The organism is Streptomyces olivaceoviridis, assembly GCF_014650115.1.
GTDB lineage: Bacteria > Actinomycetota > Actinomycetes > Streptomycetales > Streptomycetaceae > Streptomyces > Streptomyces olivaceoviridis.
Window position 1 is genome coordinate 230,503 of record NZ_BMUI01000007.1, and the last position, 23,607, is coordinate 254,109.

Sequence of the window (23,607 nt, forward strand, 5' to 3'; positions counted from 1 at the left end):
CGCGCCGGTGTCCGGCGATCCGCCGCACTAGTGTCCGTCGCGCGGAAGCAGCGGTCCGAGCGGCCCGAGGTCCAGGTTGAGGTCCTCGGGCCGCAGTCCGTACCGGTCCCGCAGCTCGGCCATCCGCTCCTCCAGGAGCATCAGGGTGAGCCCGATCCGCTCCTCCTGCTCCTCGGTCAGCTCACCGGTGTCGAAGCGGCGTACGGCCTGCCGCTCCATCAGCTGGCGCAGCAACTCCACGACCGTGAGCACGAGTTTCACCAGATCGCGTTCGACCGTGTCGGGTTCCAGGTCGAGCCGGTTGCGGCGCTGCCGCGCGGTCATAGGAGCTCCTCGAAGGGCGACGGGACCTGCTGGTTCACGGAACTGATCAGCGCGTTCAGGTCGATGCGGACGAGATCGACGTCCGCGATGCGCAAGGTGATGTCGCCGGTGATGACGACCCCGCCGGCCAGCAGCCGGTCCAGGAGGTCCACCAGCGCGACCTCGCGGCGTTCGACTACGGTCACCGCCCCTCCCCCGATTCCACACTCGGTTCCGCTCCCGATTCCTCACCGGAAAATGAGTAGGCGGCCCACGGACCGGTGAGTTCCACCCGGATTCCGGGTGCCTCGTCCTTGGTCCGGTCGACCAGTTCCACGAATTCCTCGGAATGCGCCCGGGGCACCAGATAGGCCGCGTTGAGCACATTGCGTCCCGGCACTTTGGAGAGCGCGGAATTCTGCGGGGGATGCATCCGGAAGTTCTCGGCGCGCTCGGCGAGGCGCTCGTGCAGGGAGCGGGCGAACCGCTCGGCCTGCTGCCACTTCTCCTCCTGCGCGTGGCTCTGCTGCCGCCGTCGGCGCAGATAGTCCCGCCCGCTGGCCGGCCGCGCCGTCGCGGCGGGCTCGGGCTCGGCGGGCTCCGGCTCGGGTTCCAGATACACCTTCACGCCCCACTCCACGCGGCCGTGCAGCCGGTCGAGCAGACGCCCGAAGTCCTCCTCGCGGGCCTCGATCATCATGCGGACGGCGCTGTCGTCGCGGAAGACGGTCGCGAGCCGCAGCGGCAGCGGGGTGGTGACCGTGGTGAGCGCGTCGACCACGCCCTGGTGGGCGCGGGCGGTCGCGGCCAGCCAGTCGAGGTCCTCCAGGTGGGCTTTCAGCGCCTCCTCGCAGAAGTCGGCCTCGGGGACCGTACTGACCACCGCGACCAGCCCGTGGTGGTGCAGCAACGCCGGCGGGGCGCCCCCGACGCCCCGCAGCTCGGCTTGCAGGGGCGTCCCGAAGGGGCGGCAGACGGCGTACACGTACCGCAGTCCGGTCGTCATGGTGCCTCCTTCGGGGCGCGGCCCAACTCCAGTTCCTCCAGCCGGGCGAGCCGTTCTCGCAACTCGGCGTTCTCCCGGGTGAGCTCGTCACGGCGGGCCCGGGAGGAGAGGGCCGGGTCGCTCTCCCACCAGTCGATGCCCATCTCCTTGGCCTTGTCGACCGAGGCGACGATGAGGCGCAGCTTGACGGTGAGCAGTTCGATGTCGAGCAGGTTGATCCTGATGTCCCCCGCGATGACGACACCCTTGTCGAGCACACGTTCGAGGATGTCGGCGAGGTTCGCCCCCGAGCCCTGGCCATAGGGCTCGGGAAAGCGGCTGGGTGTCGTCATCGACGGCTCCCGCGCTCGGCGAACTCAGGCTCCTCTTCCTCGTACTCGTCCTCGTACTCGCCTTCCTCGCCCTCGTCCTCCTCGCCTTCCTCGTCCTCCTCGCCTTCCTCGGCCTCGTTCTCGTACGAGCCCTCGTCGCCTTCCTCGGCGCCTTCCTCGTTCTCGCCCTCGTACTCGTCCTCGTAGGGCTCTTCCCCCTCTTCCTCCTCCTCTTCCTCCTGCTCCCCTTCCGGGCCCTCTCGGCCCTCGGGCTCCTCCGCTCCCTCTTCTTCCGCTTCTTCCTCTTCCTCCGCGAGGGCGTCCTCATGGCTGCGGACCACCTCGCCGTCGCGGATCTCGCCGCGCCAGCTGTCCTCCGCCTCTCCCTTGATGGTGATGAAGCGGGCGAAGTTCTTCAGGTCAAGCCTGGCCCGGCGGCCCTGGGCGCGCCAGATGTTGCCGGTCTTCTCGAAGAGGCCGGTCGGGTAGTACTCGATGACCAGCAGTACCCGGGTGAGGTTCTCCTCCAGCCGGTGGAAGGAGACCACGCCCCTGGTGGTGCCCTTGGCGCCCTCCGAGGTCCACTGGATGCGGTAGTCGGGGATCTGCTCGGTCGTCTTCGCCTTCCAGCTCCGGGTGGACCAGAAGATCTTCGCCCGCCAGTCGGAGTGCGTGTCATCGGCGCGGCTCGCGCTCTTGACGCCCTTGGCGAAGGTGGAGAACGACTGGTACTGGGTCCACTGGTCGTAGGCCGTGCGCAGCGGTACGCCCACGTCGACGGACTCCATGATGACGGTCGGCTTCTTGCCGGCGCCGCCCTTCTTGCCCTTGCTGCCGCCGAGGCCGCGCACGGTGTCGAGCACCTTGTCCTTGGCGTGGGAGGCGCCCAGCTCCAGCGCGGAGCGCAGCGGCCCCTTGCCCTCGGCGAGCTTGCGCCCGCCCTCCAGCGCCAGTTTGGCGAAGCCCGGGCTCTTGCCCTCGGCGATGTCGTTCAGCTTGCCGGTGGTCTCGCCGAGCTTCCGGCCGATCCCGACCAGCAGCCGCTGGGCCTGTGCGTTCAGGTACTCCTGGGCCTCTTCCTTCAGCCGGTCCGCGGCCTCGCTGCGGGCCAGGCCGGCCAGCGGGGCCGTCACGCCGCCCGTGGCCCGGCCGGCCTTGGAGGTCGCTCTTCCGAGGGTCTCGGTCATCGGTCATCGCCGCCCTTCGACTGCCGGGAGACGGCGCTCCGGGCGGCACCGCCGACCGCGGCCGTCTTCCTCGCGGCCGTCTCGCGTGCCGCGTCCGTCTTCTTGGCCGCCGCCTTCTTGGCCGGGGCCTTCTTGGCCGGGGCCTTGCCGGCCGCCGTCCCGCCGGAAGCCTTCGTCGCCGGGGCCTTCTTCGCCGGCTTCTTGCCCGTCTTCTTCCGGGGCGCCTCACCCTCGCCGCCCCGGGTCTCCCCCCTGGGCTGTTCTCGCTCACCCCGCTTCCCCTCCTGCTCCTCCTGCTCCTCGTCGTCACCCTCGTCCTCGTCCCGCTCCTCGTCGGAGCCGGTCGGCACGACTCCGGACAGCTGGTCGCGGACCTGCGACGTACGGCCGTGCAGCCGGTCGGCGAGCGAATTCATCTGCCGCTCCACCATCGCGCCGGTGGCGGCCTTGCCGACGCCCCGCAGGTCCTGGCGGAGCTGGTCGCCGATCTCCTTGAACTGCGGGTTGTCCAACAGCTGCCGGTTCAGCTGGTCCGCCAGCGCGCGCGGGCTGAGGTTCATCTTCTTCCCGGCGGCCAGGGAGCCGACCGCGAGCGCCATCTTCAGCTTCTTCGTGCGTCCGAGCAGATATCCGGCCCCTACGGCGAGGCCCAGTGCGGTTCGGTTCATGGTCACGTCCCATTGCCTGTCGTGTCGCCGTGATGCAGGGCGATCTCCAGCCGGTCGAGCAGTTCGTCCTCGCGTCGGTCGAACTCCTCCTCGGTGATCTCGCCCGCCTGAAGCTGCTCCTCAAGGCGGGCCAGCTCGGCCCGGACGGTGGCCGGGTCGTAGTAGATCCGCTCCGCCTCCCGGAGCACCTGCCGAATCGCCCACGCGCTGCCGCGCGCCGGTGCGAAGGGCAGCAGCAGCACCTCCGAGATCAGTCCCACGGGTCTCCTCCTTCCGTCCGGGCCCCGGCCGTTACGACGCTCCGGCGTCGGCGCCGGCCGTGGCGCCCGCGGGCGCGGTCGGGCCGGGTTCGACGAAGCTGTACGGCGGCAGCGGGCCGTTGACCCGCAGCTCCAGATGGGCATGGCTCTTGCGCACCCGCTCGGCCGCGGCCAGGAAGTCCTCGGCCGACTCCCGGGACACCAGGAACGAGACGTTGAGCAGCCAGCCGGTGGACTCCGGGCCCACGCTGACCGCCGCGGCGCACGGCTGGAGCAGGCGCTGCACCTCGGCGGCGTCCTCGGCCTCCCTGGCCTTGACGGCGCCGGCGACCATCTCACCGAGGCGGATCCGGTCGTCGTAGCTGCCGCCGCCCGCCCGCCGGTTGGCCTCGGCGAGGGCGCGGACCTCCGCGTTCTCGGCCATCACGCGGTGCAGCACAGCCTCCTCGATGTGGGTGGCCTTGACGTTGTACTCGACCTTGCCGTCCAGCTCGCCCAGCCGCTCCAGGTAGTGCTCGGCCCGTTCGGTCAGCACCGACGTGACGGTGTCGTCGTCGGGGGAGACGCTGCCGAAGCGCATGGGCAGCACACAGCCGGCCGCTCCCGTCTCGGCGAGCACGTTCTGGTGCGCGAGGAGGTCCCGGCGCTTGGGGCGCAGGCCCTCCGGGGCGTCGCTGACGACGGCCGCGAGCTCTCCCGCCGTGAGGACCCGAACGGGGAGCGGCGGTTCGCCCACGCCGGTCATCCCCTCGGGGAGCGCCGGGTGCGAGCGCGCGGTGATGCCGTAGACGTAGGTGCTCACTCGTCCTCCTCCTTCCGGCGGGCCGCGGTCTTACGGGGGCGCCGGGGCTCGGCCTCGCCTTCCTCCCGGGCCTGCTTGAACGCGTCGGATATGGTCTGCGCGGCGCCGGACAGCGCGCCCTTGGACTTGCCGCGGGCCCCGCTCTCGGTGATCTCACCGACGAGATCGGGCAGTCCGGGGGTCCTGTGGGGCCCTGCCTCCAGGTCGAGGCGGTTGCACGCCTCGGCGAAGCGCAGATAGGTGTCGACGCTGGCCACGACGACCCGGACGTCGATCTTCAGGATTTCGATGCCGACCAGGGAGACCCGTACGAACGCGTCGATGACGAGTCCCCGGTCGAGAACCAGTTCCAGGACGTCGTAGAGGCCACTGGTGCCGCCTCCGCCGCCGGACTGCTGTGCCGGAACAACGGTCATGCCGGCCGCTCCTCCTCGTGAGAATGATGGGTGTGCGGTGCCACGCGGGTCGCGTGGCCGCCGGACGCGGGGGGCCTAGCCGCCGCGGCGTGCGTCGGCCCGCCCGCGCTCGTATCGGCGAACGCGCCGGTAGCCGGTGAGCTGACCCTCGGGGTCCAGGTCGACCTGGTAGCTCGCCATCAGGCTCATGGTGTCGGGGACCCGTGCGAGTTCCATCACCTCGACCTCCAGCGACCAGCCGTCCTCGGTCTGCTCGAAGGAGGACACGGTCTCCGGGACGAGTCCCGTCAGTTCGGCGAGCTGGCTGCGCGCCTCGCGCAGCACCTCCATGAGGGTCGGCCGCCGGTCCTCCGTCTCGTTCTGCGTGGTGTCGTGCGTCTGCTCGGCGTTCTCCGATTTCTGGGATTTCTGTGAATTCTGTGACTGTGATGTGCTGTGTGTGTTCGACATGGCCACCTCTTCCTGCGGGTGGCCCCTCATTCCTTGGCCAAACCTTCAGGAGCGCATGTCGGCGAGGCGGCGCCGGGCGGGGCCCAGGGAGCGCCCGCGGGCCGGCAGCCCGGCCCACGGGTCGGTACGGGCCTGGTCGACGGCGTCGGCGATGGTCCAGCGGCGGGCGTCCAGCCCGGGGTCGTCGAGCTGCTCCCAGGTGAGGGGGACGGCGACCGGGGCGCCGGGCCGGGCGCGGACGGTGAAGGGCGCGACGGCGGTCTGGGCGTACGCGTTGCGCTGCACGTCGAGGTAGAGGCGGTCGCCGCGGTCCTGTTTGCGGGCGGCGGTGGTGAGCCGGTCCGGGTGCCGTGCGGCGGCGAGTTCGGCGACGTCGTGGGCGAACTCCCGTACGGCGTCGAAGTCCTGGCGGCCGTCGAGCGGGACGACGAGGTGCAGTCCGCGCGAGCCCGTGGTCATCGGTGCGGCGGGCAGGCCGAGTTCGTCCAGCAGCTCGCGCAGCCAGGCGGCGGCCTCGCGGACGGCGCCGAAGTCGTCCCCGGGGGGATCGAGGTCGAAGACCAGCCGGTCGGGGTGGTCGAGGCCGCCCGCCCGGCCGGTGCGCGAGAGCCAGCGGTGCAGGGTCAGACAGGCCTGGTCGGCGAGGTACAGGAGGGTCGCGGTGTCGTCGCAGACGACGTGCGTGACCGTGCCGCCCTCCTTGGCGACCTCGGCCCGGGTGATCCACTCCGGGTAGTGCTCCGGGGTGTTCTTCTGCATGAACCGCTGGCCGTCGAGGCCGTCCGGATAGCGTTCCAGCATCAGCGGACGGCCCCGCAGGTGCGGCAGCAGGTACGGCGCGACGGACCGGTAGTAGTCGGCGAGATCGCCCTTGGTGTACTCCTTCGCGCCCCCGCCGCCGGGGAAGAGCACCTTCCCCGGCCGCTTGATCTCCACCGTGCGGCGGCCCGCGCGCATGGTCCGCGCGTCGTCGCGGCTCATCGCACGACCGCCTCCTCGACCAGCATCCTGGCCGCCGCCGCGATGCCCAGGGCGTCGATGCCGGCCGCGTACAGCTGCTCGTCGGGCGCGGCCGAGCCCGGCATGGTGCGCACGGCGAGCCGGACCAGGCGGGGCACCGGGCTGCCGTCGCCGAACACCTCCGCGACGGCGTCGCCGAGGCCGCCCTCCGGGTGATGGTCCTCCACCGTGAGCAGGCAGCCGGTCTCCTCGGCGGCCCGGTGCAGGGTCTCGGCGTCGACGGGCTTGACCGAGTACAGGTCGATCACCCGGACCCGGATGCCGTCCGCGGCGAGCCGGTCGGCGGCGGCCAGCGCCTCGGGCACGGTCACCCCGGCCGCCACGACGGTCAGCCGGTCCTCCTCGCTGGAGCGCAGCGTCTTGCTGCCGCCGACCGGGAACTCCTCGTCGGGGCCGTAGATCACCGGCGTCTTGCCGCGGGAGGTGCGCAGGTAGCGGATGCCGTCCAGGCCGGCCATGGCCGCGACCAGCCGGGCGGTCTGGTTGGCGTCGCACGGGTACAGCACCGTCGAGCCGTACACGGACCGGAACATCGCCAGGTCCTCCAGACCCATCTGGGACGGCCCGTCCTGCCCGATCGCGACGCCCGCGTGCGAGCCGACCAGGTTGATCCCGGAGCCGCTGATGGACGCCATGCGCACGAAGTCGTGGGCGCGGGTCAGGAACGCGGCGAACGTGGAGGCGTACGGCAGCCAGCCGCGCGTGGCCATGCCGACGGCGGTGGCGACGAGCTGCTGCTCGGCGATGTAGCACTCGAAGAACCGGTCGGGGTGCGCCTTGCCGAACTCCTCGGTACGGGTGGAGTCGCCGACCTCGCCGTCCAGGGCGACGACGTCGCCGCGGGCCGTGCCGAGCGCGGCGAGGGCCTTGCCGAAGGCGTCCCTCGTCGCGGCCTCGTCGCCCTGCTCGAAGCGCGGCAGCTGGACCACCTCGGTGGTGAGCGAGCGCAGCGCGGCGGCGGCGTGCGGCTCGGACACGCGGACGTGCAGCGAGCGCGGCCCGCCGAGTTCGGCGATGGCCTCCTCGGCCTCGGGCAGCGGCTTGCCGTGCAGGCCCTCGCGGTCCTCGACGGAGGCCACGCCCTTGCCCTTGAGGGTGCGGGCGAGGATCACGGTGGGCTGGCCGGTGGTGGACAGCGCCTCCCCGTAGGCCCGGTCGATCGCGTCGACGTCATGGCCGTCGATCTCGATGGTGTGCCAGTCGAAGGCCTGGAACCGGCGGGCGTAGGCGTCCAGGTCGTGGCCGTGCCGGGTGGGTCCGCGCTGGCCGAGCCGGTTGACGTCCACGACGGCGACGAGGTTGTCCAGGTTCTCGTGGCCGGCGTGTTCGGCGGCCTCCCACACCGAGCCCTCCGCCAGCTCGCTGTCGCCGCACAGCACCCACACCCGGTAGTCGGTGCGGTCCAGCCGTTTCCCGGCGAGCGCGATGCCGACTCCGACCGGCAGGCCCTGGCCGAGCGAGCCGGTGGCCGTCTCCACCCACGGCAGCCGCCGGGGCGTCGGGTGGCCCTCCAGCCGGCTGCCGAGCTTGCGGAAGGTGACCAGCTCGCCGTCCTCGATCGCGCCGACCGCCTTGTACGCGGCGTACAGCAGCGGTGAGGCGTGTCCCTTGGACAGCACGAAGCGGTCGTTCGCGGGGTGCTCGGGGCGCTCGAAGTCGTAGCGCATGTGGTTCGCGAGCAGGACGGCCAGCAGATCGGCGGCGGACATCGAGGACGTGGGGTGCCCGGATCCCGCGGCGGCGGACGCCCGCACGCTGTCCACGCGCAACTGCTGCCCCAGTTCGGCCAGTTCGTCGGTGTTCATGAGTCTCCTCGGTCTCCTTGCACTCGGCCGCGCTCGGTGGCGCTCGGTCGCGCCCGTCGCGGTCAGTCGGATTCGTTCGCGCGGTCCGCGGGATCGGCGGGGTCCGTGCGCTTGACGGGGCCGGGGGCCGGATGGTCCCGGCCGGCACCGGCGGGCTCACCGCCGGGTTGGTTCCTGGCGGGTTCACCGCCGGGCTGGTTCTTCGCGGGTTCACCGCCGGGCTGGTTCTTGGCGGCTTCACCGCCGGGCTGGTTCTTCGCGGGCTCGCCGCACGGCTGTGGCTTCACCGGTTCCTCGGGCCTCGGCTTGTGGGTCATGAGTTCGTCTCCTGCCTGTACGGCCGGCCGCTCCGGGCCGCCCGGCACCCGCGCCAGTTCGGGTGAGGCCGTGTCCAGCGGGACCGACCAGGCGCGCACCAGGCCCAACTGGACGCCCTGGCGCGGGAGTACGGCGTCCAGCAGCCAGTCGGCGGTGACCCGGACGCGGTTGCCGGGCAGCGCCGCCAGGTGGTAGCCGCGGGTGACGGCACCGGCCGCCGGGCCGGACAGCGGGATGCCGAACGGGTTGGCGGCGGCCCGGACCCCGCCGAGGTCGACGGCGAAGCCCAGGTCCCGGTGGCGGTAGGGGCGCCGGCGCCGGCCGAGCCCGAGCGAGCCGGCCACGTTCTCCCCGGCCACCCGGCCCTGCCGCCAGGCGTGCTGGGCCGTCATGGGCGTGAACGCCCCCGGACGCTCCAGGTCGGGCACGGCAGCCGCGTCCCCGCAGGCGAACACGTCGGTCCGGCCCGGCATCCGGAGACAGGGGTCGACGATCAGCCGGCCGTGCTCCAGTGGCTGCCGGACGGCCTCCACCAGCGGATCCGGCCGTACGCCCACGCACCACACCAGCGTCCGGGACGGGACGAACTCCCCGTCGGTGAGCAGTACCCCGTCCCGGGTGGCCTCCTTCACCGACGTGCCCATGCGCACGTCGACGCCCCGCGCCCGCAGCACCCGGTCGGCCGTGCGGGACAGCCGCTCGTCCAGCTCCGGCAGCACGCGCGGCGCCACGTCCAGCAGGAGCCAGCGGGGACGCGGCACGCCGGGCGGCGGGTGCCGGCGGGCCAGGCGGTCGGTGAGCATCTGGAGGTGGGCGGCCACCTCGGTGCCCGTGTAGCCGGCGCCGACCACCACGAAGGTGCACCGGGCGGCGCGGCTCTTCGTGTCCTCCTCGGCGGCGGCGAGTTCCACCTGCCGGGTCACGTGGTCGCGCAGGTACAGCGCCTCGGGCAGCCCGCGGAAGCCGTGCGCGTGCTCGGCGACACCGGGGATCGGCAGCAGCTTGTTGACGCTGCCGACGGCCAGCACCAGCCGGTCGTAGCCGAGGGTGCCCGCACCGCCCTCGGGGTCGACGTAGCGCACGGTCCGCGCGTCCAGGTCGACAGCGTCCGCCTCGCCGAGCACCAGGCGCACCCCGCGCAGCGTGCCGGGCAGCGACACGGTGACCCGGCGGGCCTCCAGGACCCCGGCGGCGACCTGCGGCAGCAGCGGCAGGTACAGGAAGTAGTCGGTCGGGTTCAGCACGGTGATGTCGGCCCGGTCGCGGGTCAGCCGGGCCAGGGTGCGCGCAGCCCGGTACCCGGCGAAACCGGCGCCGACGATCACGACGCGAGGTCGGCTCACGGTGCGCCTCCGGCGGTGTGGCTCGTCCGAGGTCTTCCGCGTAACCGGGGCCGGGGCACCCAAACGCGGGGCCGGTCACCCGGACGCCGGTCGGAGCACCCGAACGCCGCCGCGCCGTGCGCCGGGGCCCACCGCGCACCGCCGTACCCGCGTTTCGCGCTGTCGGCCCCGGTTACCCGGGCCGCGTCCGGATCACCCCACCAGCTTCGCCCGCGCGGAGGTTCCCCCCATGCCCGAGTACGGCTATTTCCTGGCGAGCGAGGAGCACGACCCCGCAGCCCTCGTCGAACAGGCCCGGATGGCCGAGCAGGCCGGTTTCCAGGCGCTGTGGATCTCCGACCACTACCACCCGTGGAACGACGCGCAGGGACAGAGCGCGTTCGTGTGGTCGGTGATCGGAGCACTGTCGGAGGCGGTGTCGCTGCCCATCGAGACCGCGGTCACGTGTCCGACCGTGCGGATGCACCCGGCGGTCGTGGCGCAGGCGGCGGCGACCAGCGCGGTGATGACACAGGGCCGCTTCCGGCTCGGCCTCGGCACCGGCGAGGCGCTGAACGAGCACATCCTCGGCGACCCGTGGCCGCCGTCGCACGTGCGCCTGGAGATGCTGGAGGAGGCGATCCAGGTGATGCGCCGGCTCTTCACCGGCGAGGAGGTCAACCACCACGGCACCCACTACACCGTGGAGAACGCCCGCCTCTACACCGTCCCCGAGGAGCCCGTCCCGATCGACATCTCCGGCTTCGGCCCGAAGGCGACCTCCCTGGCCGCCCGCGCGGGCGACGGCTACATCACGATGATGCCGGAGGAGGAGATGGTCACCCGGTTCCGCAAGGGCGGCGGCGGGGCCAAGCTGGTCAGCGGCGGCACGAAGGTCTGCTACGGCGCCGACCGCGACGAGTGCGTCCGTACGGTGCACCGGCTCTGGTACAACGAGCTGCTGCCCGGCGAGATGGGGCAGGTGCTGCCCTCGCCGCGGCACTTCGAGCAGTTGCAGGAGCTGGTCACCGAGGACATGGTGCGGGAGAAGTCGGTGTGCGGGGACGACGTGGACGAGCACGTCTCGGCGCTGAAGGCGTTCGCCGACGCCGGGTTCGACCGGGTGTACGTGAACCAGATCGGGCCGGACCAGCGGGGATTCTTCGACTTCTACCGGACGAAGGTGCTGCCGCAACTCGGCTGATGGGGGCGGGGCGGGGCCGGCGGCCCCACCCACTCGCCGTCAGGCCCCGCGGTGGGGCGCGTCCGGCGGTGTCTGTGCCATCGGGGGAGTCTCCGGCACCGGCGGGTACGGCATGCCCAGGCCGCCCGGCGGGGCGGGCGGCGGGGTGCCGCCGACCACGCGGTGCGGGGCGTGGGGCCCGTGCCCGGAGTGGGCGGCGCCGCGGAGGAAGCAGGCCACCGCGCCCAGGAGCGCGGCGGTGATCAGTGCCGCGGCCCAGCCGGGCAGGCCGATCGCCAGGGCCAGGCCCACGGCGAGGGCCACCGCGCCGCCCGCGTACAGGGCGGCGGCACCCGACGCCGCGTAGAGCATGGCGGTGCGGCGCTGTTTGCGGGACTGCTCGCGCAGTTCCTCGCGTACCGTCTCGCGCGCCACCTGTGCCAGCTCTTCGACAAGGTGCTTGTCCAGATGTTCCAGGTGATCCAAACGGTCCATACCCTGCGGGTACCCGCCGGACACAGCGGGTAACGCCCGGGGGGCCTGCGCGCGCCCGGCGGCCCCAACTAGGCTCGGGCGCATGGAGATTCTGGGCGCCTCGCTGCGCATCTGCGTCGACGACCTCGAAGCCGCGATCCCCTTCTACGAGCGCCTGTCGGGCGGCACGGCCCTGCGCTTCCAGCGCGGCGGCGTCCAGGTCGCCGCGGTCGGTTCCTTCCTGCTGATGAGCGGTCCCGAGTCGGAGCTGGAGATCCTGCGCAAGGTGACGGCGACGATCGCGGTGAAGGACGTGGACGAGGCCCACCGGCTGCTGACCGGGCTGGGCGCCACGGTCGTCGCGGGGCCGGTACCGACCCCGGCGGGCCGGAACCTGCTGGCGGTGCACCCGGACGGCTCGGTCTTCGAGTACGTGGACCAGCGGGGCTGAACCCGCTCAGTCGCGCATCTCGGTGGTGAGCGCCCAGCGTTCGTGATCGCGCCAGGCCCCGTCGACGTAGATCATGTCGGGTGAGAACCCCTCCCGGCGGAACCCGGCGCCCCGGGCGAGGGCGAGGGAGGCCGCGTTGCCCGGCTGGGCGTTGATCTCCAGCCGGTGCAGGCCGAGCGGCCCGAACGCGTACCCGATCACCAGCTCCAGCCCTTCGCGCATCAGGCCCCGCCCGGCCGCGTGCGCGAAGACGCCGTAGCCGAGGGCGCCGGACTGGAAGCCGCCGCGCACGATGTTGTTGATGTTGATGAAGCCGGCGATGGCCCCGCTGTCCTTCTCGCACACCAGGAAGCCGGCCCGCGCCGGGTCCTCGATGAGCCGGCCGGCGTAGTCGGCGTACGCCTCGTCGGTGTCCGGCGGGAACAGCCAGGGCCGGTGCAGGTCCCTGCTCTCCCGGGCCCGTGCGGTGAACTCGGGGCCGTCGGCGAGGGTGAAGGGGCGGAGGGCGACGCGCGGGCCCTCGGCGAGGGGGCGGGACGGCGGGTGCGACATCCGGCCAGCCTACGGCGTCCGCGCGGCACCGGCTCCTCCGGCCGGCCTCCGCGTCAGCGCAGCGCCGGCTCGTCCAGCGTCAGCGTGCCCGCCTCCGCGTCCAGCGTGGCCGCGACGCCGAGCGGCATCGTCAACGCCCCTTCGCCGTGGCCGAATCCGACGTTCTCCGCCACCGGGACCCCGAGTCCGCCGAGCCGGTCGGCCAGCAGGGGCCGCAGCCCGGCGTAGTCCGAGCAGCCCTCCCAGGAGCCGAGCAGTACCCCGCGCACCCCCTCCAGCCAGCCGGAGCGCAGCAACTGGGTGAGGTACCGGTCCAGCCGGTACGTCTCCTCGCCCACGTCCTCCAGGCAGAGCAGTCCGCCGCGCGCGGAAGGCCGCGCGTGCGGGGTGCCGAGTTCGGCGGCGAGCAGGGACAGACAGCCGCCGAGGGTGACGCCCCTGGCCCGGCCGGGGACGAGGGCCGTGCCGCCGGAGGCGATCGTGCGGACGGTCTCGGGGGCGAACAGCGTGGCCCGCAGGTGCTCCTGAGCCCGCGCGTTCTTGATGAAGTCGACGCCGGCCGCCATCGGCCCGTGCAGGGTGGCCAGGCCCAGGCGGGTCGCGAAGGCCTCGTGCAGGACGGTGAGATCGCTGAACCCGACGAAGACCTTGGGCCCGGCCGCCCGCAGCGCGTCCCAGTCGAGCAGGTCGACCATGCGCTGCGCGCCGTAGCCGCCGCGGGCGCACAGCACGGCGTCCACGGTGGGGTCGCACCAGGCGTTCTGGAGGTCGGCGGCGCGCTCGGCGTCCGTGCCGGCCAGGTAGCCGAACTCGGGATGCCGGTCCAGGACATGGGGGCCGACGACCGGGTCGAGGTCCCAGCCGCGCAGCACGTCGAGGCCCGCCTGGAGCCGCTCCTCGGGCACCGGTCCGCTCGTGGCGACGACGGCGACCCGCGCGCCCGGGGCCAGCCGGCGAGGTCGCAGGAGTTTCTTCACGGGTTCAGCTCCACCTTCGGCACCGGCGGTGTCGGGTCCAGCCCGAACACCTGGGAGTACAGGGACAGTTCGGCCTCCAGGGCGCGGACCATGGTGTCGGCCCGCCGGAACCCGTGCCCCTCCCCCGCGAAGGTGAGGTAGGCGTGCGGCACCCCCCGGCCCGCGATCCGGGCGAGGAAGCGTTCGCACTGGGCGGGCGGGCAGATGACGTCATCCAGGCCCTGGAGCAGCAGGAACGGCGCGGTGAGCCGGTCGGCGTGCGTGGTCGGCGAGCGTTCGGCGTACCGGGCGCCAACCTCGGCGCGCGGGCCGATCAGCGACTCCAGGTAGCGGGACTCGAAGTCGTGGGTCTCGCCGGGGCCCCAGGTGGCGAGGTCGAGCACCGGGTAGATGACGGTGCCGCAGGCGTAGACGTCGGTCGTGGCCAGGGATGCGGCGGTGGTCCAGCCGCCCGCGCTGCCGCCCCGGATCGCCAGCCGGGCGGGGTCGGCGGTGCCCTCGTCGGCGAGGGCCCGGGCGACGGCCGCGCAGTCCTCGACGTCGACCACGCCCCACTGCTCGCGCAGCCGCTCCCGGTAGGCCCGGCCGTACCCGGTGGAGCCGCCGTAGTTCACCTCGGCGACCCCGATGCCCCGCGAGGTGAAGTAGGCGATCTCCAGGTCCAGTACGAGCGGCACCCGGCTGGTGGGGCCGCCGTGCGCCCAGATGACGTACGGCGGCAGTTCGCCGTCGGGGGCGGTGCGGGCGGGGTGGTGCGGCGGGTAGAGGTGGGCGTGCACCTCGCGGCCGTCGGGGCCGGTGAAGGTGCGGGTCCGCGGCTCGGGGTAGTAGGCGGGGTCGACGGGGTCCCGGTGCGGGGAGCCGACCACCCGGGCGCGGCCGGTGGCGGTGTCCAGTTCGACGACTTCGTAGGCGGTGCGGGGGCCGGCGGCGACCGTGAGGACGCGTGTGCCGTGGGTGGCGAGGCCGGCGGCGCACTCCGTCCACGGCCCGACGGCGTCCACGATCTCGCCGGACTCCGGGTCCAGTATCCCGAGCGCGGTCGGCCCCCGGCCGTGCACGACCGCGAGCAGACCGTTGTCCAGGGGCGCGAACCAGCGCAGCCCGAGCTGCCACAGCGGCCCGCCGAACTCCTCCTCGCGCGGGCACAGGGGGGTGCCGTCGCGGTAGAGGTTCCACCAGCCGCTGCGGTCGCTCACGTACAGCAGGCCGCCGTCCGCCGACCACTCGACCTGGGCGACGGCCTCGTCAGGGCCGCCGGCGACGGTCCGCGCGTCCGCCAGCCGGCCGTCCTCCCCCACGTCGGCGACCAGCAGCTCCGTCCCGTCCCACGGCATCCGTGGGTGGTCCCAGGCCAGCCAGGCGGCCCGCCGGCCGTCCGGGGAGAGCCGGGCGCCGGTGACGAACCGGTGCCGGGGCTCGATCAGCTCGCGGACGGCGGCGCGGTCTCCGGCGGCCGAACCGTCCAGCGGCACGGCGGCCTGCACCCGCCGTATGTCGTCGGGGCCGTCCCCGGTGGACTCCTCCAGCACGCACCACACCTCACCGCGGGCGAGGTCGATCCGGGGCTCCGCCCAGCGCAGGCCGCCGCCCACCGGGGAGACGGGGGTGAGCGGGGCGGGCTCGCCGCCGGGCTCGTACCGGTACAGCCGCTGGTCGGCGAAGTGCACGAAGACGATCAGCGGCCGGCCGTCGTGGACCGCCCCGGTCCAGGGCCGGCCGCCGTACTCGATGACCCGGCTGCGCACGTTCCACGGCGCGGGCAGTACCGACTCCTCGCCCCCTTCGGCCCGCCGCCGCACCAGGGCCCGCCGGCCGCCCTCGGCCGGCCGGGGCTCGGTCCACCAGACCTCGTCCCCGACGAACCCCACCCAGTCCGGCCGCCCGTCGTGCGCGGCGGCGAGGGCCGCGTCGATCGGCGAGGGCCACGATCCGTACGGCGCGCTCCGCATCCGCTCCCCCATTCTCTAGGCCGTCCGCAGGAACCGGTCCAGGACGCGGACCCCGAAGTGCAGCGCCTCCACGGGCACCCGCTCGTCCACGCCGTGGAACAGCGCCTGGTAGTCGAGGTCCGCGGGCAGCTTCAGCGGGGCGAAGCCGTAGCCGGTGATGCCGAGCCGGGAGAACTGCTTGGCGTCCGTGCCGCCCGACATGCAGTACGGCACCACGTGCCCGCCCGGCGCGAACTCCTCCACCGCGGCCCGCATCCTCGCGAACACCGGCGCGTCCACCGGTGCCTGGAGGGCCACTTCGCGATGCGCGAACTCCCAGTCGACGTCCGGCCCCGTCAGCTCGTCCAGCGTGGCGGTGAACTCCTCCTCGGCGCCGGGCAGACAGCGCCCGTCCACGTGCGCGACCGCTTCGCCCGGGATGACGTTCAGCTTGTAACCGGCGTCCAGCATGGTCGGGTTGGCGCTGTTGCGGACGGTCGACTCGACGAGCCTCGCGGCCGGGCCGAGCTTCTCCAGCAGCCGGTCCACGTCGGTGAAGTCGGGGTCGATGCCGTACAGCGCGGCGAGCTCGGTGAGGGCGGCCCGTACGGTGGGCGTGAGCCGGAGCGGCCACTCGTGCTCGCCGATGCGGGTGACGGCGGCGGCCAGCCGGGTCACCGCGTTCTCCCTGTTCACCTTGGAGCCGTGCCCGGCCCGGCCCCGCGCGGTGAGCTTCAGCCAGGCGGTGCCCCGCTCCCCCGCGGCGATCGGGTAGATCTCCCGCCCGGACCCGTCGTGGAAGGTGAAGGCGCCCGACTCGCTGACGCCCTCCGTGCAGCCCTCGAAGAGTTCGGGGTGCCGGTCGGCGAGGAACCCGGAGCCGTCCTCGGCGCTGGCCTCCTCGTCGGCGGTGAACGCGAGGACGATGTCCCGGCGGGGCCGTACGCCCTGCCGGGCCCAGAACCGGACCACGGCCAGGATCATCGCGTCCATGTTCTTCATGTCGACGGCGCCCCGCCCCCACACCACGCCGTCGCGGACCTCGCCGGAGAACGGGTGCACGGTCCAGTCGGCGGCCTCGGCCGGCACCACGTCGAGATGCCCGTGCACCAGCAGCGCGTCGGCGGACGGGTCGGTGCCCTCGATCCGGGCGACCACGTTGGTGCGGCCCGGGGTGCGCTCCAGCAGCAGCGGGTCCAGGCCCGCCCCCGCCAGCCGTGCGGCCGCGTACTCGGCGGCGGGGCGCTCCCGGCAGTCCCCGCCGCCCCGGTTGGTGGTGTCGATGCGGATCAGGCCGGAGGTGAACTCCACGACCTCGGCCAGGGCCAGTTCATCGGCCTGCTGGTCAGCCATACTGCTCCTCCACGGCGGCAGAGACGATCGTGGTGACCGCCTTGAACGTCCTGATCCCCTCGTACATCGTGGCGCTGGTGTACGCCACCTTGCGCTCGCCGATCCGCGCCACGCCGGGCACGACGGTCGCGGCCATCGCGAGATGTTCGGCGTCGAACTCGACGGCGACCGTGAACGGACCGGCGTCCACCGGTTCCTGACGGACCGCCAGCCGCGCGGCCTCCTTGGCCGCCGCGCGGATGTCGGCCGCGGTCCGGGCCGGGGTCCGGCAGACGGCCGCGTACCGCGACACATGGTCCTTGACGGCGACCTTCAGCGCCTCGGGCGCGTAGCCGAGGGCGTCCTCGCAGGCCACGTCGTCGCCGGTGACGAGGACGACGGGGACGCCGTACTCGGCGACGACGCGCGCGTTGAGCAGACCCTCGCTGGCACGGACGTCGTTCAGCCACACCCCGGTGATCTGGTTGGCCAGGTAGGTGTGGGCGAGGACGCCCTCCATGCCGGCGCCCGCGTGGTAGCCGACGAACGCGATGCCGTCGACGTCACCGTGCTGGACGCCCTCCACCATGGACAGCGCCTTGTGCCGGCCGGTGAGCATCTCGACCCGCTCGTCGAGGCGCTCCAGGAGGAGGTTGCGCATGGTCCAGTGGGCCTCGTTGACGAGCACCTGGTCGGCGCCGCCGTCGAAGAAGCCCTCCACGGCGGCGTTCACGTCCGAGGTGAACATCGACCGGCACCGCTCCCACTGCGGCGTCCCCGGCAGCACGTCGGCGGGCCAGGTGACGCCCGTGGCACCCTCCATGTCGGCACTGATGAGGATCTTCATGGTCCGTCACGTTACGCGTCGAGCGGCGGACAGGCTACGACCTCGCCCGGGGAAGCGATCTCGGGTCCGGTCAGGCTCCGGCGAGGACGAACCAGCGGGCCGGCAGGTCGATGCGGGTGCCGTCCGCGAGGTGCTCGGTCTGCGGCAGTGTCGTCTCGCCCTCGGCCAGGACGGCGAGACCGGCCTTGACGAGCAGCTGCGGGATCTCCTCGTCGGGGGCGTCGGCGGGCTTGAGGCCGTGGTGGAAGACGCGCTGGAGCTTGGGCCCCGGGCCGCCCGGCTCGGCCGCCGCCCGCCGGAGGACGTCACGAGAGCCGGAGGTGAGCTCGACCACGAAGGCGCGGCCTTCGGTGCCGATGAGTTCGGCGACGGCGGCGGCCACCGCGGGGCGCGCGGCCGGTTCGCTCTGGTGGATGACGGCCCGCATGTAGACATGGCTGTCGCCGAGCCGCTGGTGCAGGGCGCGGACGGCGTCGGTGTCGGTGAGGTCGAGCTGCTGGAACTCGACGGGGCCGCCGTTCGCGGCGCGGCGGGCGTGCTCGACGGCGGCGTGCGAGAGGTCGACGCCGACGGCGCGGGCGAAGCGGGTGGCCAGGTAGCGGGTCTGGGTGCCGTTGCCGCAGCCGAGGTCGACGATCGTCCGGCCGGTGTCGGCGTGGGGCAGGAGCAGGTCGCTGTGCGGTGCGGCGCTCAGGGAGGGGTCGGCGTCCCAGATCGCCTCGCCCCGGCCGTCGGAGGTCTCACGCCAGTAACTCTCCCACGCGTTGCGGTAGTTCTCCGAGACGTTCATGTGATCTCCCCACGGGTCGGTTCCGTGATCGGAATATCGTGGGGACCGGGAGCAGGGCAAGGGTCCGGTGGTCACCTTCACGAGATGTATGGCCCGTGGTCGCTCCGGGCGGCGCGGTCCTCGCACCGCGTCTGACGTCAGTGACCGCTGGTGACGGCCTGCTCGAACCAGACGGTCTTGCGGTGTCCGCTGGCGCTGGCGCCCCATTCCCGGGCCAGCCGGCTGACCACGCGCAGGCCCCGGCCCGACTCGTCGTGGGGGCCGGCGCTCAGCATGGCGGGCAGGGCGGGTTCGTCGTCGGTGACCTCGAACAGCAGCGCGTCCGTGCGGACCACCCGCAGTCCGATCCGGTCGCTCTCCGCGTGCCGGACGGCGTTGGTGACGACCTCGCTGACCAGGAGCTCGGCCGTCTCCACGGCTTGCGGCAGGCCCCACTCCAGGAGCCGTTCGCGGACCAGGCGGCGGGCCCGGGCCACCTCGCGCGGGTCGGCGTCGAGCCGCCACTCGGCGACGTGCTCGTCGGGGATGCCGTTGAGGCGGGCCATCAGCAGGGCGACGTCGTCCTTGCGTCCGCCGCGGGTGTTCAGGGCGCGGATGATCGTGTCGCAGGCGTCGTCCATGGAGGCCGCGGGGTGGGCGGCGGACTCACAGAGCGCGGCGAGGCCCTCGCCGATGTCGGAGCCGCGCACCTCGACCAGGCCGTCGGTGCACAGCACCAGCCGGTCGCCGGGCGCGACCTTGACGCGCGTGACCTCGAAGGGAACGCCGCCGACGCCGATCGGGGCGCCGGTGGGCAGTTCGAGGAGTTCGCTGCGGCCGTCCTCGGCGCGGACCAGCACGGGCGGGATGTGGCCGGCGTTGGCGAGGGTGAGGTCGCCGCGGATCGGGTCGTACACGGCGTACAGGCAGGTGGCGAGGTAGGTGTCGCCGAGCCTGCGGGCCAGGTCGTCCAGGTTGCGCAGCAGTTGGGTGGGCGGGGTCTCCATCGCGGCCATGGTCTGCACGGCGGTGCGCAACTGGCCGGCCCATCATCGCGGCGGAGTTGAGGCCGTGGCCCATGACGTCGCCGACCACGAGGGCGGTGCGGGAGCCGGGCAGTTTGATGGTGTCGAACCAGTCGCCGCCGATCCGTCCGAGCCGGGCGCCGGGCAGATAGCGGGTGGCGATGTCGCAGCCGGCCATCCGCGGGGTGACCTGCGGCAGCATGCTGTCCTGGAGGGTGTCGGCGACGTTCTCCTGGTAGGTGTACATACGGGCGTTGTCGAGCACCAGGCCCGCGCGGGCGGCGAGTTCGGCGCCGGTGGTGCGGTCCATGTCGTCGAACTGCGGCCGGTCGGGGCGGCGCATCAGCACCATGAAGCCGAGGACGACGTTGCGCGCCTTGAGCGGGACGATGAGCAGCGACCGGCCGCCGATGAGGGGCCGCAGGTCGCGCTTCTCGAACTCGCCGGAGATGCGCTCGGACAGTTCCTCGGTGACCCTCGGGATGAGCACCGGCTCGCCGGTGACCATGCACTTGTAGAAGGGGGTGTGCTCGGGGAAGGCGAAGGCCTCGCCGACGGGCACGGTGTCGTCCCAGCGGCCCGGTTCGTCGTTGTGCTCCACCCAGACGCGGAACATCACGGTGCTGGCGTCCGGCGGGCCGTCCGGGAAGCCTTCGCCGGCCAGCACCGCGGCGCGCAGATGGGTGCCGGCGAAGTCCGCGAACCGGGGCACGGCGGCGCTGGTGACCTCGCGGATGGTCTCGCCGAGGTCCAGGGAGGAGCCGATGCGGGAGCTGACCTCGTTGAGGAACTCCAGCCGCTCGCGGACGGCGGCGTACTCCAGGTCCTGCTCGGCGCCGGCCGGGACCACGGCGACGGCCCGCTGCCGCGGGACGGCGGCTTCTTCGGCGCGGGTGCGCCCGGGGCGGCGGGGCACGCCCCAGTACGGGGTCACGGGCACCCGCTCGTACTGGCTGAACTCCAGGATCGGATAGCCGAGTTCGAGAACCTGCGCGACGATGCGGGCACTGAGTCCCGGACCCATGTTGGGCAGGATCTCGGGCAGCCGCCGTTCGAGTTCGTCGGAGGCGGGCAGTTCGGTGTGGCGGGCGAAGCCGGGCGCGATGCGTTCGGCGGTCTCGTCGTCGTAGCCGCGTTCGTCGCGCAGCCGGGTGGCGTCGGCGGCGAGCACGAGCAGCCGGGCGGGACCCGGGCCGACCAGCGGGTAGGCCCACCACAGCACGTCCAGCCGCTCGCCGTCGGACGTCTGCGGGGGCGGGCAGAGGCGGGCCCGGCCGGCCGTGGCGTAGCCGGTGTGCCCGCCGAGCGAGGTCTCCAGGTCGGGGCCGGGTCCGTCGTACGTCTCGTACGCGTCCGGCATCGCGCCGTCCTGAAGGTCCTCCGGCAGGGCTCCGGAGACGGGCAGCAGATCGGCCGCTGGCTGTCCGACGGCGTCCTCACGGCTCACGCCGAACAGGCGGCGCGCGCCGGTGCTCCAGTGGGACACCAGTCCGGCCCGGTCGACGACGACCACGGCCAGCGGAATCCGGCCCGCGGCGGTGTCGCCGACGCCGCGCCCGGGAGCTGTGTCCCGCTCGCTGCCACGGTCCATGGCCCAGGCCCTCTCTCCCCACGGCTGTCCGCAAACGATCTGTGCCGCCCGCCACTACGGTAGGACGACCGCCGGTCGCGATGTGCGGCAATCCTGGAATTGGTTCCGGCGGATCGCTCCGGCGCGGCGAGCGGGCGCCCCGCTCAGTCCTCGTGGCCCAGTTGGAGATCCCGTTCCGTCCGGCCACCCCCCGCGACCTGCAACACCGTGGCGACCGGCGGGTAACCTGCGGCGATGACGGTGTACTCGCCGGAGGAGAGATCGACGAACCGGAACGTTCCGTCGGCTCCGGTGGTGAGGGTGTCGACGACGTTGCCGGCGGCGTCGAGCAGGGTCACGCGCGCGTCCTCCACGGGCCGTCCGCCGCTCGCCCGGACGGTGCCCCTCAGCACGGCGCCGCCCGCGAGTTCGACGTCCTGCCGGGTCTCCCGGGAGGCCTGCACGGTGACCGGGAGCGCGGCGGGCCGGAAGGCGGGGGCGCTGGCGGCGAGGGTGTACTCGCCCGCGACCAGTTCCGTGATGACGTAGCCGCCCTCGCGCCCGCTGCGGGTGCTCGCGACGACCTCGCCGTGCACGTTGGTGAGCGTGACGGTGGCGTCGCGGACGGGGCTGCCGTCGGCGGTGAGCACGCTTCCGGCGAGGCGGCCGGCGCCGCCGAGGACGACGTCGAGTTCGACGGGGCGTTCGCCGACGGTGACGGAGACGGCCTGCGGCTGGTGCCCGCCGGCGGCGGCGATCAGCACGTACGACCCGGAGCCGGGCGTGCTGAGCGCGTACCGGCCGTCGTCGCCGCTGGCGCCCCGCCCGATCTGCTGTCCGGCGACGTCGATGAGGGTGAGGGCCGCGCGGGGCACCACGGTGCCGTCGGGGTGCTGCACGGTGCCGCACACGGGGACCCCGGCGGCGTAGGGCGCCCGGGCACCGGGGATCGAGGCGGTCACGGTCTGCGGCTCCGTTTCGGCGGTGTTGTGGGACACCAGTGGTTTCTCCTTGAGGAAGAAGGCGATCAGCAGGCCGAGGGCGAGCACCGGGACCAGGTAGAGGAAGATCCGGGGCATCGCGTCGGCGTAGGCGCGGATGTAGGCGTCGCGCAGGGCCGGGGGCAGCGCGTGGACGAGCTGCGGGGTGATCGAGTCGGCGGCGGGCAGTCCGGTGCCCGCGCGCGGGGGCAGCTCCTCGTGCAGCGCGGAGGTGAGCCGGTCGGCGAAGAGCGTGCCGAAGACGGCGGCGCCGACGCTGCCGCCGATCTGCCGGAAGTAGTTGTTGGCACTGGTGGCGGTGCCGAGGTCGGCGGGGCGGACGGAGTTCTGCACGGCGAGGACGAGGACGGGCATGACCAGGCCGATCCCGGCGCCGAGGACGGCCATCCAGACGCTGTAGTGCAGCCGGGGCGTGTCGGTCTGAAGCCGGGACAGCAGCCACATGCCGACGGTGGCGACGGCGCAGCCGAGCACGGGGTAGATCTTGTAGCGGCCGGTGTGGCTGATGAGCTGTCCGCCGACGATGGAGGCGCCGACGATCCCGGCCATCATCGGCAGCATCAGCAGCCCGGACTCGGTGGCGCTGGCGCCGTCGACCATTTGCAGGAAGGTCGGCAGGTAGCTGGCGGCGCCGAACAGGGCGACGCCGATCACCAGGCCGACCAGGCCGCTGAGGGCGAACACGGAGTCGCGGAACAGTCGCAGCGGGATCAGGGGTTCGGCGGCGAAGCGCTCGGCGACCAGGAAGAGGACGGTGGCGAGGAGGGCGCCGGCGCCGAGGCCGAGGATCTGCCGGGAGCCCCAGGCGTACTCGGTGCCGCCCCAGCTGGTGAGCAGGACCAGGCAGGTCGAGGCGGCGGCGAGCAGCAGGGTGCCGAGGACGTCGAGCCGGGCGCGGGTGCGCGGTCTGGGGAGCTTGAGGACGACGGCGATGACGGCCAGGGTGACCAGGCCGAAGGGGACGTTGACGTAGAAGCACCAGCGCCAGGAGAGGTGGTCGGTGAAGTAGCCGCCGAGCAGCGGTCCGGCGACGGAGGCGAGACCGAAGACGGCGCCGATCAGGCCCATGTACCGGCCGCGCTCCCGGGGCGGCACGATGTCGGCGATGATCGCCTGCACACCGATCATGAGGCCGCCGGCGCCGACGCCCTGGACCGCGCGGAAGGCGATCAGCTGGTCCATGGTCCCGGCCCGGCCGGCGAGGGCGGAGCCGAGGACGAAGACGGCGATGGCGAACTGGAAGACGCCCTTGCGGCCGACCAGGTCGCCGAGTTTGCCGTAGACCGGCAGGCCGATGGTGGAGGTGAGCAGGTACGAGGTGATCGCCCAGGACATCTTGTCCAGGCCGTGCAGTTCGCCGACGATCTTCGGCAGGGCGGTGGCGACGATCATCTGGTCGAGGGCGGCCAGCAGCAGGGCCAGCATCAGCCCGAGGAAGACCAACCGCACCCGGCGGGGCCCGATTCCGGCGGGCGGCGCGGGAGGCGGCGGTGCGACCGCGGTCTCCTCGCCGGGAGCCGGTGCCACGACCGGCTCCCGCTTCACCAGTGTCGTCCCGCCCACGTACCGCTCCCCTCGTCACACCCGTTCACATTTCCCGCGTAAGGCGACAACTGCGAACAACTGC

General features: G+C 73.2%; 23 protein-coding genes and 1 pseudogene. 2 read left to right on the plus strand and 22 right to left on the minus strand.

All coding sequences use genetic code 11. The annotated features are described in order from the left end of the window. Positions 1 to 27: 27 nt before the first annotated feature. From IE273_RS16305 to IE273_RS16365, 13 genes are all read right to left on the minus strand, one after another. Positions 28 to 324: a gas vesicle protein K gene (locus tag IE273_RS16305; RefSeq protein ID WP_189815893.1), complete on the minus strand. Its 297-nt coding sequence runs from the start codon at positions 322 to 324 to the stop codon at positions 28 to 30. Next, positions 321 to 509 (minus strand): gas vesicle protein, encoded by a 189-nt coding sequence (locus tag IE273_RS16310; RefSeq protein WP_189815894.1) that lies wholly within the window; start codon positions 507 to 509, stop codon positions 321 to 323. Before IE273_RS16310 ends, IE273_RS16305 begins: the two co-directional genes overlap by 4 nt. Further along, on the minus strand, positions 506 to 1,309 hold the full coding sequence (locus tag IE273_RS16315; RefSeq protein WP_189815895.1) for a GvpL/GvpF family gas vesicle protein: 804 nt from the start codon (positions 1,307 to 1,309) through the stop codon (positions 506 to 508). The genes IE273_RS16310 and IE273_RS16315 overlap by 4 nt, the downstream gene beginning before the upstream one ends. Continuing rightward, the gene (locus tag IE273_RS16320; RefSeq protein WP_014676015.1) at positions 1,306 to 1,641 is read right to left on the minus strand and encodes a gas vesicle protein; all 336 of its coding nucleotides are present in this window, start codon (positions 1,639 to 1,641) and stop codon (positions 1,306 to 1,308) included. Before IE273_RS16320 ends, IE273_RS16315 begins: the two co-directional genes overlap by 4 nt. Further along, positions 1,638 to 2,807, minus strand: coding sequence for an SRPBCC family protein (locus tag IE273_RS16325; protein ID WP_189815896.1), 1,170 nt, complete (start codon positions 2,805 to 2,807; stop codon positions 1,638 to 1,640). The genes IE273_RS16320 and IE273_RS16325 overlap by 4 nt, the downstream gene beginning before the upstream one ends. Next, positions 2,804 to 3,475 (minus strand): DNA primase, encoded by a 672-nt coding sequence (locus IE273_RS16330; protein WP_189815897.1) that lies wholly within the window; start codon positions 3,473 to 3,475, stop codon positions 2,804 to 2,806. Before IE273_RS16330 ends, IE273_RS16325 begins: the two co-directional genes overlap by 4 nt. Positions 3,476 to 3,477: 2 nt before the next feature. Next, positions 3,478 to 3,735 (minus strand): gas vesicle protein GvpG, encoded by a 258-nt coding sequence (locus tag IE273_RS16335; RefSeq protein ID WP_189815898.1) that lies wholly within the window; start codon positions 3,733 to 3,735, stop codon positions 3,478 to 3,480. A 31-nt stretch (positions 3,736 to 3,766) separates the two neighbouring features. Next, a complete protein-coding gene (locus IE273_RS16340; RefSeq protein ID WP_189815899.1) occupies positions 3,767 to 4,537 on the minus strand; it encodes a GvpL/GvpF family gas vesicle protein in 771 nt (256 codons plus the stop codon). Next, the gene (locus tag IE273_RS16345) at positions 4,534 to 4,953 is read right to left on the minus strand and encodes a gas vesicle structural protein GvpA (RefSeq protein WP_189815900.1); all 420 of its coding nucleotides are present in this window, start codon (positions 4,951 to 4,953) and stop codon (positions 4,534 to 4,536) included. Before IE273_RS16345 ends, IE273_RS16340 begins: the two co-directional genes overlap by 4 nt. Before the next feature lie 75 nt (positions 4,954 to 5,028). Next, entirely contained in the window at positions 5,029 to 5,403 is a 375-nt protein-coding gene (locus IE273_RS16350) for a gas vesicle protein GvpO (protein ID WP_189815901.1), read from the minus strand. 45 nt (positions 5,404 to 5,448) lie between these two features. Further along, a complete protein-coding gene (gene ligD, locus IE273_RS16355; RefSeq protein WP_189815902.1) occupies positions 5,449 to 6,384 on the minus strand; it encodes a non-homologous end-joining DNA ligase in 936 nt (311 codons plus the stop codon). Continuing rightward, entirely contained in the window at positions 6,381 to 8,228 is a 1,848-nt protein-coding gene (locus tag IE273_RS16360) for a transketolase (protein ID WP_189815903.1), read from the minus strand. The genes ligD and IE273_RS16360 overlap by 4 nt, the downstream gene beginning before the upstream one ends. A 62-nt stretch (positions 8,229 to 8,290) precedes the next feature. Beyond that, entirely contained in the window at positions 8,291 to 9,889 is a 1,599-nt protein-coding gene (locus tag IE273_RS16365) for an NAD(P)/FAD-dependent oxidoreductase (RefSeq protein ID WP_189815904.1), read from the minus strand. Positions 9,890 to 10,118: 229 nt separating this feature from the next. Here IE273_RS16365 and IE273_RS16370 point away from each other — a divergent pair, with 229 nt between their 5' ends. After that, positions 10,119 to 11,072 (plus strand): LLM class F420-dependent oxidoreductase, encoded by a 954-nt coding sequence (locus IE273_RS16370; RefSeq protein ID WP_189815905.1) that lies wholly within the window; start codon positions 10,119 to 10,121, stop codon positions 11,070 to 11,072. A gap of 39 nt (positions 11,073 to 11,111) precedes the next feature. Here IE273_RS16370 and IE273_RS16375 read toward each other — a convergent pair whose 3' ends face one another. After that, positions 11,112 to 11,546 carry a phage holin family protein gene (locus IE273_RS16375; RefSeq protein WP_189815906.1) on the minus strand — a complete coding sequence of 145 codons (435 nt, stop codon included), beginning with the start codon at positions 11,544 to 11,546 and terminating at the stop codon, positions 11,112 to 11,114. 82 nt (positions 11,547 to 11,628) lie between these two features. On the opposite strand from IE273_RS16375, the gene IE273_RS16380 reads away from it, so the two are divergent. Continuing rightward, positions 11,629 to 11,976 (plus strand): VOC family protein, encoded by a 348-nt coding sequence (locus IE273_RS16380; protein WP_189815907.1) that lies wholly within the window; start codon positions 11,629 to 11,631, stop codon positions 11,974 to 11,976. Positions 11,977 to 11,982: 6 nt separating this feature from the next. Here the strand turns inward: IE273_RS16380 and IE273_RS16385 are convergent, their stop codons facing one another. The 8 genes and pseudogenes from IE273_RS16385 to IE273_RS16420 all read right to left on the minus strand — a co-directional run bounded on the left by IE273_RS16385 (position 11,983) and on the right by IE273_RS16420 (position 23,543). Continuing rightward, entirely contained in the window at positions 11,983 to 12,528 is a 546-nt protein-coding gene (locus tag IE273_RS16385) for a GNAT family N-acetyltransferase (RefSeq protein ID WP_189815908.1), read from the minus strand. A 53-nt stretch (positions 12,529 to 12,581) separates the two neighbouring features. Continuing rightward, on the minus strand, positions 12,582 to 13,505 hold the full coding sequence (locus tag IE273_RS16390) for a S66 peptidase family protein (protein ID WP_189815909.1): 924 nt from the start codon (positions 13,503 to 13,505) through the stop codon (positions 12,582 to 12,584). Then, positions 13,502 to 15,469 (minus strand): S9 family peptidase, encoded by a 1,968-nt coding sequence (locus IE273_RS16395; RefSeq protein ID WP_189815910.1) that lies wholly within the window; start codon positions 15,467 to 15,469, stop codon positions 13,502 to 13,504. Before IE273_RS16395 ends, IE273_RS16390 begins: the two co-directional genes overlap by 4 nt. Before the next feature lie 3 nt (positions 15,470 to 15,472). Continuing rightward, entirely contained in the window at positions 15,473 to 16,789 is a 1,317-nt protein-coding gene (locus IE273_RS16400) for a M20/M25/M40 family metallo-hydrolase (RefSeq protein ID WP_189815911.1), read from the minus strand. Continuing rightward, positions 16,782 to 17,615 carry a M55 family metallopeptidase gene (locus IE273_RS16405; RefSeq protein WP_189815912.1) on the minus strand — a complete coding sequence of 278 codons (834 nt, stop codon included), beginning with the start codon at positions 17,613 to 17,615 and terminating at the stop codon, positions 16,782 to 16,784. Before IE273_RS16405 ends, IE273_RS16400 begins: the two co-directional genes overlap by 8 nt. A 70-nt stretch (positions 17,616 to 17,685) precedes the next feature. Beyond that, on the minus strand, positions 17,686 to 18,405 hold the full coding sequence (locus tag IE273_RS16410; RefSeq protein ID WP_189815913.1) for a class I SAM-dependent methyltransferase: 720 nt from the start codon (positions 18,403 to 18,405) through the stop codon (positions 17,686 to 17,688). Positions 18,406 to 18,542: 137 nt separating this feature from the next. After that, a pseudogene (locus IE273_RS16415) lies at positions 18,543 to 21,000 on the minus strand (ATP-binding SpoIIE family protein phosphatase). A 143-nt stretch (positions 21,001 to 21,143) separates the two neighbouring features. Beyond that, the gene (locus IE273_RS16420) at positions 21,144 to 23,543 is read right to left on the minus strand and encodes an MFS transporter (RefSeq protein ID WP_189815914.1); all 2,400 of its coding nucleotides are present in this window, start codon (positions 23,541 to 23,543) and stop codon (positions 21,144 to 21,146) included. Between the last annotated feature and the right edge of the window lie 64 nt (positions 23,544 to 23,607).